This window comes from Peribacillus sp. P4_C12, assembly GCF_056402095.1.
Map to the genome: position 1 here is coordinate 20422 of NZ_JBFUIB010000035.1, position 8347 is coordinate 28768.

The window sequence follows — 8347 nt, forward strand, 5'->3', positions numbered from 1 at the left end:
AGTATGGATTACTTTGATCGATTTGCCGTACCTCATCCAAGTCCAGCGATTTATGCATCCATGGTTGCTATTGGCTTAACCATGCTTGCGGTTGTTGTCGGAATTACCTATTTTAAAAAATGGGGTTACTTATGGCGTGAGTGGTTAACAACGGTTGACCATAAACGTATTGGTATCATGTACATCTTGTCTGCACTACTTATGCTTTTCCGTGGTGGAGCCGATGCTATCATGATGCGTGCTCAAACTGCTGTGCCTGATAACGGTTTGTTGGATGGACAGCATTATAATGAAATCTTTACAACACACGGGGTTGTCATGATCCTGTTTATGGCTATGCCATTTATCATTGGGTTAATGAACATTGTTACACCATTACAAGTTGGAGCACGTGACGTAGCATTCCCACGTCTAAACGCAGTAAGCTTCTGGTTATTCTTTATGGGTGCAATGCTATTTAACATCTCTTTCGTAGTTGGTGGATCTCCTGATGCAGGTTGGACATCTTACTTCCCACTGGCAAGTAACGATTTCAGTGAATCAGTAGGTTCGAACTATTACGCGATTGCAATTCAAATAGCTGGTATCGGTACATTACTGACTGGTATCAACTTTATCGTAACAATCTTGAAAATGAGAGCACCTGGTATGAACTTAATGAAAATGCCAATGTTCACATGGTCTATCTTGATCACAAACTTCATTATCGTTTTCGCTTTCCCTGTATTGACAGTGGCACTTGCGTTGATGACAATGGATCGTCTATTCGGAACTCAATTCTTTACGATGGCCAATGGCGGTAGCGATATGCTTTGGGCGAACTTGTTCTGGGTTTGGGGACATCCTGAAGTTTATATAGTTATTCTTCCGGCATTCGGTATTTACAGTGAAATCATTTCGACTTTTGCACGTCGTAACCTGTACGGGTATAATTCGATGGTTATCTCGATGGTAGCTATTTCTACTCTATCTTTCGTTGTATGGGCTCACCATTTTTACACAATGGGTCACGGTGCAATGGTTAACGGTATCTTCTCGATTACCACAATGGCAATCGCTGTTCCGACCGGTGTTAAGATTTTCAACTGGTTGTTCACACTTTGGAAAGGTAAAATCGTTTTTACCGTCCCAATGTTATACTCTTTAGCTTTCATTCCGATTTTCACGCTCGGTGGGGTAACCGGGGTTATGCTTGCCATGGCAAGTGCTGACTACCAATACCATAATACAATGTTCTTAGTAGCTCACTTCCACTACGTTTTAATCCCTGGTACTGTATTTGCCGTACTTGCTGGTTTCACGTACTGGTGGCCAAAAATGTTTGGTTTCATGTTGAGCGAAAAGATTGGGAAATGGTCGTTCTGGTTCATTACAATCAGCTTTAATGTAACATTCTTCCCGATGTTCATCACTGGTTTAGATGGGCAAGCACGTCGTATGTATACGTACTCTGAATCAACGGGCTATGGTCCATTGAATATGCTCTCTTTCGTTGGAGCAATTGGCTTAGCAATAGGTTTCGCGCTTATTGTGTACAACATCTATTGGAGTACTCGTTATGCATCAAGAAATATTTCAAACGATCCATGGGATGCACGTTCTCTAGAGTGGGCTACACATACACCAATACCAGAATATAACTTTGCAATTGTGCCTACAGTTGATTCTACAGAAGCATTCTGGGATTCTAAGAAAAAAGGCTTTAAATTATTTGGTGGTAAAGTAGAAAAGATTCATATGCCAAATAACAGTGGTGTGCCGTTTATCATGAGCTGTATCTTCTTCGTTTGGGGCTTTGCAATGGTATTCAGCATGTGGATCATTGCAATCATTGCAACACTTGGTATCTTTGCTTGTATGGCTCACCGTTCATTCGAAAAAGATCACGGACGTTATATCTCCGTTGAAGAGATTGAAGAAACTGAAAATAAATTGCGAGGTGCTAAGTAATGAAAATAGATAACTCGCTGCCACTAGAATATAGCACGGAAGAAAATCGCTTAAAGATTTTTGGATTTTGGATTTTCCTGGGGGCAGAAATAGCTCTTTTCGCTACACTGTTCGCCACTTATTTTGTATTAGTTAACGGTACTGGAAATGGTCCAACAGGGGAACACCTTTTTAAAGTACCAACCCTAATGCTTCAAACAATTTTTCTTTTAACTAGTAGTTTTACCATTGGTCTTGGAATCAATGCAATGAGACTTGGTAGTAAGAAAGCGATGCTTAGTTTCTTCGTTATCACCCTTATTCTTGGTTTAGGCTTTTTGGGAGTCGAAATCTATGAATTCGTGGAGTATGTACATGAAGGAGCAACCATTCAAACAAGTGCTTTCTTATCTAGTTTGTTTACGTTACTAGGTACGCATGGAGCTCACGTTACACTTGGTTTATTCTGGGGAACATTCATCATTCTGCAGGTTAAAAAACGCGGTCTGATTCCAGAAACAGCAAACAAAGCTTTCATCTTTTCTCTTTACTGGCATTTCTTAGACGTTGTCTGGATTTTCATCTTCAGTTTCGTCTACCTGAAAGGAATGATGTAATATGAAACAATTATTCCCACGGGGCCAAGTTATGGGATTTGCCTTTTCACTAATCCTGACTTTGGTTGCACTATCAGTTATAGTGTTTGATCTCTCACTTAAAATGGCAATGATCATCCTACTTGTTACAGCCTTCATGCAAGCAGCACTTCAATTGGTTATGTTCATGCATGCAGGAGAGTCTGAGGATAAAGCATCGATTTACACAAACGTTTATTACGGATTGTTTGTTGCATTGGTTACAATTTTCGGTACAATGCTAACAATGATTTGGGGATATCAATAATCCATTCCTACAAAACTGGGCGTCTTGATGACGCCCAGTTTTTTTGTATTTAATTATTGTAAGTGGAAATTTATATACCATTTTAATCACTTCATCATAGAAATTTGTTTTGTTATGAAGGATGAAGATGAACCAATTAAGTTTAGTATAACCATTTCAGAATGTTTTATTTACAGGGAATGGGAGAAAATATGGGTAAGAAGATAGGAGCTAGATTCGTTATACACAAGAATTCCTTGAAAATTCGAGGAATCTTCAAACAAAAAACATCTTTTTTCATTATAATTTAAATAATAAATGTTGAGTTTTTACCCCAATCATTGCTCATTATTTCTAGGACGAGATAGCGGCCCCTTTATTGGGTCTTTTACAGTTTGCTCGGATTATCGATTGGCTTACCCTTAGATTCATTTGGAGGAGAGGGAAAAGGTAATGGTAATGCCTTTAATGCTTCTTCCGGGTTTTGAAACGTATTCTTTATCTGTAGCTTTAGTACCAGCCAATAGTGAATCAAAGAGAATAATAATCATCTTTTTATATAAAAAAGAATTCAACAAGCCGTTAAAATAATTTAGTGGTTTCTATAATTTCCTTAATTTCTACTATACTGCGTACATTTTAGACTGATTACGCATTAATCTAGTCTTCGTATCTTTAGTGCCCTTCTTCAGGCACCCGTTCTATTAACGTTTCACCATAAGTGAAACGTTAATAGAACGGTCACATCTTCAAAGAAAAACTGTCCGCCCCTTTGATATAATTAGGGATATAATAATTAATTTAGAACTTAGCGGAGATGATGAAATATGACATTGCCTGTTTTGATTTTAACAATTCTCATAAGCTTGGTTAAGCTATTAGTTACCTGTCTTCCAACCGATGCAGTGAATTGGATTATCAGCAAATTTAAACTGCATTCAGAACTTAGTGACGCGAATTGCATCGTAACCATTGACGGAAAACGCTTGGAAGGTGAAGACAAAATTCAAGTTATTAATTATTTTAATGAAGCTATATTTTTGAAAAAAAATCATATATTTCCAGGGAACGAGCAATTGTTTTTACATCCAGAAAACAATGGGACCCCATTAGTCATTGATACTAAAAGCGGCAAAAAGGATGTTAGGTTACTTGTGCACATTTACAACGACCACGTGGATGTAGTCAAACAGTACAAGAAGAAATTAGTTGCGTATAGTTTGCTTTCCGATAGCCTGCAAGAACGTTCTATGCCAGTAATAAGGGATTTTGTTTAAAAGGAACATAAAAAAAAGACGGTCTTTAAAAAGACTGTCTTTTTTTCTAAATTATTTATTGTGTAATCCATTTTTTTATTCGATGGTAAAAATTATAGTTAATAAAGCCCTGTTCATTTAGGTACCTTTCTTTCCTTCTTTATTGRAAATACTAAAGTACTAGTTATTCAGATTGAGTGTAAAAGCGTTCACAAGCTGACGTCTTTATATTGGTATAATATGAAAAAAACAATTAAAAGTGGGAGGAAATCGTAATCGAGGGGTTCTTCGAATAGAAAAAATTCAAAAAAATGCATTAGGATAATAAAACAATAGAAGTACATAAGTAAAACAGTATTGAAAAGGGTTAATTTGTTTATTAGTATAAGTGCATGTGAAAAGTAATTTTGGTAAATTATATCTGAAAAGGTAATAAAAAAAGCAGGTTTCTAAAACGAAGCCTGCTTTTTTATGCTTTCCATTGTTTTTCCACTTGATGAAGGGCTTGTTGTAAAATTTCTTCTTGATTAGTACCTGGTTTAGCAAGGACGTTAGTTTGATAAGATTTTCCTTGGAAATCAACTGTTACTGTAACTTTTACCATTATGCATCTTTCCTTTCTTAATTCAGTATTAAATGGGAGTGTTGTACGTACTTCTTTTATTCCCAAAGCTGAAGATTTTTCAAACATTTCGAAAGCAACGAAGGTGAAGATTTAATATTCATAATTATCTGATATTTAAAAAGAAATGTCAACACTTTTTGGGGCCAGACCCCATTTCCCGAGATTTTTTATTTGCATAAAGATTGTTGTATCAGTGTTAAAGGCTTGTTGTGTAGGGGTCAGACCCTATTTCCCATATAAAAACAACCTGGCTAGTTTGCATAACAGCCAGGTTGTTTTAGAAAATTTATTATTCAAATTTTGGTTAAGATAATTCCGATTAAGGCTGCAAATACGCCGGCAATTTGATAGGATTTTAGTTTTTCTTTGAATAAATAACATCCAGCAAATACGACCACTAAACAGTTTAGGCTGACGACAGGGAAAATGATGCTTGCGATGCCGGTATTCAACGCAAAGAAATAACATCCATAGGCTATGATGCTTAAAAAACCTACTAAGGAACCAATTTTGACTTCTTGTAGCTTGATTTTTTCATTCTTAAAGGCCAAAGCCGAAAGAAGATAAAGAGCTCCGCCCCCATACATTGATACTAGAATATCAAGGGAGTTTAAATGAAGACGTGTTGATGTCGTCATTAAGATGCCGAGCACACCAAAAGATAAAATGGAAAATAAAGTGTGCATAATCCAAGGTAAATATTGATGATTGCCTTTAGCATTAGGTGTATACTGAATGACTAAAGTAGCGAGAAGCATGCAGGCTATTCCACTCCACTGCAAGGAAGAAATATGTTCGTGAAAAATTAATGCTGCACAGAGAATGGGGAATATTGCATTCGCTGCAATTAATGGAGATGTCAAACTTGCCGGACCTTTTTCAAAGGCGCTTGCCATCTGGATATTCCCATTAGCGTTCAATACACCAATTGCTGCACCTAGCATGATAGAAAGCAAGTTCAGGTTCAAACCATCCACAAGTACTCCATAAGATATGGCCAAAATAAAAGCTACAAAATAAAAGAAAAATTGGATATGTACCTTTGAGTAACCCTTTCCGCTACTCCATTTAAAAATGCTGTTATTGATTCCGAAACACAAACTGGTGATGAGTGCTGCAAAGATCCACATTGCTTTAATCTCTTCCTTCATGTAGGATAAACTTCTTCTACATTTTAAGCTGAATACATGTAGGAATCAAACTAAATTTAAAAAGTATGATTGACAGATTAGATATTTTTTTCTATATTTACTATGACAATTTTAAAATATTTCCCGAAAATCGGGAGAGGTTCATAGCATCACCCTCTTAAAAAAACTATGGCTTTGATATTTTTCGCGAATCAACCATATCTTTGAGGAGATATGGTTTTTGTTATATAGAGGCCCACTTTATGAATCTCCCTGTGAAACGTGGAAGAGGAGGACTTTTTATGTCTGGAAGAAAAGAAGAAGAATTAAAAAAAGATATCACATTACTTGGGAATCAAGGCACAAAATATACATTCGACTATGCGCCTGAAATTTTGGAGTCGTTCGATAACAAGCATCCGAACCGGGATTACTTTGTCAAGTTCAATTGTCCGGAGTTTACAAGCCTATGTCCAATTACTGGACAGCCGGACTTTGCAACCATTTACATCAGCTATATTCCTAGTGTGAAGATGGTCGAAAGCAAGTCTTTGAAGCTTTATTTGTTCAGCTTCCGCAACCATGGTGATTTCCACGAAGATTGCATGAACATCATCATGAACGATTTAATCGAGTTGATGGATCCGAAATATATTGAAGTCTGGGGCAAGTTCACACCTAGGGGCGGAATTTCTATTGATCCATACACAAACTACGGGAAACCAGGGACGAAGTTTGAGGAAATGGCGAATTTCCGCTTGATGAATCACGACTTGTATCCGGAAACTGTAGATAATCGCTAAACATTAGAGGAGCCTCTTATGCGGTTGGAGCCCCTCTGGTCATTTTTCGAAAATGACTGTTACGAAGCCTATTGTCTGGCAGACGCAATGTATCTATCACCGAATGCAGAAGAAGAGGATCTTCATTCTGTAATCAAAGCTCATTAAGAATGGTGATCTTAGGCAGTTATTGACAGTTACTAGGTTAGGGAAAAGCACAGAAAAATACAGGATGAATCCTATCGAGTGATTCAATGGATTCACTGATTCTAATATATTTAATTTAACCCGTCAAAACAGAATCTAGGTATTTTGTTTTGGCGTTTTTTTTTTGTAAATGAACCGTATAAAATGTGAAAAGTGCTACAAAGAAGGGAGATTATTATACGTTTTTCTGCATCCTCATTCAATAATTTTATCGATTTTGTCTTTATAGAAAATACAAATGTCCTTGTATAACGGAATTAACTCTTGATTGTTTTGTCAAAACACGTAATAATAGGGAGAGTTAATTTTGACAGAATATTTTTAAAAATAGGGGATGTCGGGATGAAAGTTGCGAAGTTTGGCGGGAGTTCACTTGCGTCAGGTGAACAGTTAAAAAAAGTATTCGAAATTGTGGTTTCTGATCCAGAGAGGAAGATTGTTGTTGTTTCGGCTCCAGGGAAACGCAATTCCGATGATATAAAGGTGACGGATTTATTGATTGAAGTTGCCGAACAGCAACTACGAGGTGAGAATGGCCAGCTTTTGATAGAAGATGTGGTCACTCGGTATGCGAGTATTGCTGAAGAATTAGATATTTCAGAGGATGTCATTAAAGAGATTCGTGAAGATTTGCACACGTTGTTACGTGCAGATCAAAATAATCCGAAGCGTTATATGGATGCTTTAAAGGCAAGCGGTGAAGATAATAATGCGAAGCTGGTTGCGGCTTATTTTCAAAGCCGTGGGGTAGAGGCGCAGTATATGGATCCGAAGAAAGCTGGCTTGATTGTAAAGGATGAAGATGGATACACTAAAGTGCTGCCCGAATCATATGAGCGGTTATATGCTCTACGTGATGAGCCGGGAATTGTAGTATTCCCAGGGTTCTTCGGTTACACGTTAGATGGCGATGTTTTAACGTTCTCAAGGAGTGGTTCGGATATTACGGGTTCGATTCTTGCCAATGGGGTTAAGGCCGAATTGTATGAGAATTTTACAGATGTGGATGCCGTTTTCGCTGTGAATCCAAACGTGGTTTCCAATCCAAAGGGAATCCGAGAGTTAACGTATCGCGAAATGCGTGAGCTTTCTTATGCTGGTTTCTCGGTGTTCCATGACGAAGCTTTAATTCCTGCATTTCGTGCCGGAATTCCTGTTCATATCCAAAACACGAATAACCCAGCGGCTCAGGGGACGCGTATTGTGAGCACACGCGATAATACGAATGGCCCGGTTATTGGGATTGCGAGTGACAAAGGGTTTTGCAGTATTTACATTAGCAAATACTTGATGAACCGTGAAGTCGGATTTGGACGCAAACTTCTTCATATCCTTGAAGATTACGGGGTTTCATATGAGCATATCCCATCCGGTATTGATGATGTGACGCTTATACTAAGGCAGGATCAAATGACAGAGGAAGCTGAGAAGAAGATCGTTTCGCGCATTAAGCAGGAACTTCATGCTGATGAAGTGATTGTGGAACATAACCTTGCGTTAATTATGGTTGTCGGGGAAGGCATGCGTCATAATGTG

At 37.8% G+C, this 8347-nt stretch carries 10 protein-coding genes; 8 read left to right on the plus strand and 2 right to left on the minus strand.

Annotation, left to right across the window (positions count from 1 at the left end; translation table 11 throughout):
- Positions 1 to 3 precede the first annotated feature (3 nt).
- The 5 genes from qoxB to AC1DUW_RS08815 all read left to right on the plus strand — a co-directional run bounded on the left by qoxB (position 4) and on the right by AC1DUW_RS08815 (position 4088).
- Complete coding sequence (gene qoxB / locus AC1DUW_RS08795) at positions 4 to 1950, plus strand: cytochrome aa3 quinol oxidase subunit I (RefSeq protein ID WP_053344299.1); 1947 nt, start codon at positions 4 to 6, stop codon at positions 1948 to 1950.
- Entirely contained in the window at positions 1950 to 2546 is a 597-nt protein-coding gene (gene qoxC, locus AC1DUW_RS08800; protein ID WP_053344300.1) for a cytochrome aa3 quinol oxidase subunit III, read from the plus strand. Before qoxB ends, qoxC begins: the two co-directional genes overlap by 1 nt.
- 1 nt (position 2547) lies before the next feature.
- Entirely contained in the window at positions 2548 to 2832 is a 285-nt protein-coding gene (gene qoxD / locus AC1DUW_RS08805) for a cytochrome aa3 quinol oxidase subunit IV (RefSeq protein WP_053344301.1), read from the plus strand.
- A 432-nt stretch (positions 2833 to 3264) separates the two neighbouring features.
- Positions 3265 to 3402, plus strand: a complete 138-nt coding sequence (locus tag AC1DUW_RS08810; protein WP_157444502.1) for a hypothetical protein — start codon at positions 3265 to 3267, stop codon at positions 3400 to 3402.
- A gap of 236 nt (positions 3403 to 3638) precedes the next feature.
- Complete coding sequence (locus AC1DUW_RS08815; RefSeq protein ID WP_053344302.1) at positions 3639 to 4088, plus strand: YfmQ family protein; 450 nt, start codon at positions 3639 to 3641, stop codon at positions 4086 to 4088.
- Between the two features lie 448 nt (positions 4089 to 4536).
- On the opposite strand, the gene AC1DUW_RS08820 is transcribed toward AC1DUW_RS08815, so the two are convergent.
- The gene (locus tag AC1DUW_RS08820) at positions 4537 to 4758 is read right to left on the minus strand and encodes a BA3454 family stress response protein (protein WP_252430170.1); all 222 of its coding nucleotides are present in this window, start codon (positions 4756 to 4758) and stop codon (positions 4537 to 4539) included.
- A gap of 227 nt (positions 4759 to 4985) precedes the next feature.
- Complete coding sequence (locus AC1DUW_RS08825) at positions 4986 to 5843, minus strand: DMT family transporter (protein ID WP_223305388.1); 858 nt, start codon at positions 5841 to 5843, stop codon at positions 4986 to 4988.
- Between the two features lie 281 nt (positions 5844 to 6124).
- On the opposite strand from AC1DUW_RS08825, the gene queF reads away from it, so the two are divergent.
- The 3 genes from queF to AC1DUW_RS08840 all read left to right on the plus strand — a co-directional run.
- Positions 6125 to 6625: a preQ(1) synthase gene (gene queF, locus AC1DUW_RS08830; protein WP_053344304.1), complete on the plus strand. Its 501-nt coding sequence runs from the start codon at positions 6125 to 6127 to the stop codon at positions 6623 to 6625.
- 18 nt (positions 6626 to 6643) lie between these two features.
- Positions 6644 to 6772: a hypothetical protein gene (locus tag AC1DUW_RS08835; protein WP_269083710.1), complete on the plus strand. Its 129-nt coding sequence runs from the start codon at positions 6644 to 6646 to the stop codon at positions 6770 to 6772.
- A 381-nt stretch (positions 6773 to 7153) separates the two neighbouring features.
- Positions 7154 to 8347: aspartate kinase (locus AC1DUW_RS08840; protein ID WP_477642360.1), on the plus strand; the 1194-nt coding region annotated here is incomplete at its 3' end.

What these genes read in the sequence shown, in the direction of transcription:
- AC1DUW_RS08820 (WP_252430170.1), bottom strand. Translation starts at nt 4,758, where the DNA reads ATGTTTGAAAAATCTTCAGCTTTGGGAATAAAAGAAGTACGTACAACA.
- queF (WP_053344304.1), top strand. Translation starts at nt 6,125, where the DNA reads ATGTCTGGAAGAAAAGAAGAAGAATTAAAAAAAGATATCACATTACTT.
- AC1DUW_RS08835 (WP_269083710.1), top strand. Translation starts at nt 6,644, where the DNA reads ATGCGGTTGGAGCCCCTCTGGTCATTTTTCGAAAATGACTGTTACGAA.
- AC1DUW_RS08810 (WP_157444502.1), top strand. Translation starts at nt 3,265, where the DNA reads ATGGTAATGCCTTTAATGCTTCTTCCGGGTTTTGAAACGTATTCTTTA.
- qoxC (WP_053344300.1), top strand. Translation starts at nt 1,950, where the DNA reads ATGAAAATAGATAACTCGCTGCCACTAGAATATAGCACGGAAGAAAAT.
- qoxB (WP_053344299.1), top strand. Translation starts at nt 4, where the DNA reads ATGGATTACTTTGATCGATTTGCCGTACCTCATCCAAGTCCAGCGATT.
- AC1DUW_RS08825 (WP_223305388.1), bottom strand. Translation starts at nt 5,843, where the DNA reads ATGAAGGAAGAGATTAAAGCAATGTGGATCTTTGCAGCACTCATCACC.
- qoxD (WP_053344301.1), top strand. Translation starts at nt 2,548, where the DNA reads ATGAAACAATTATTCCCACGGGGCCAAGTTATGGGATTTGCCTTTTCA.
- AC1DUW_RS08815 (WP_053344302.1), top strand. Translation starts at nt 3,639, where the DNA reads ATGACATTGCCTGTTTTGATTTTAACAATTCTCATAAGCTTGGTTAAG.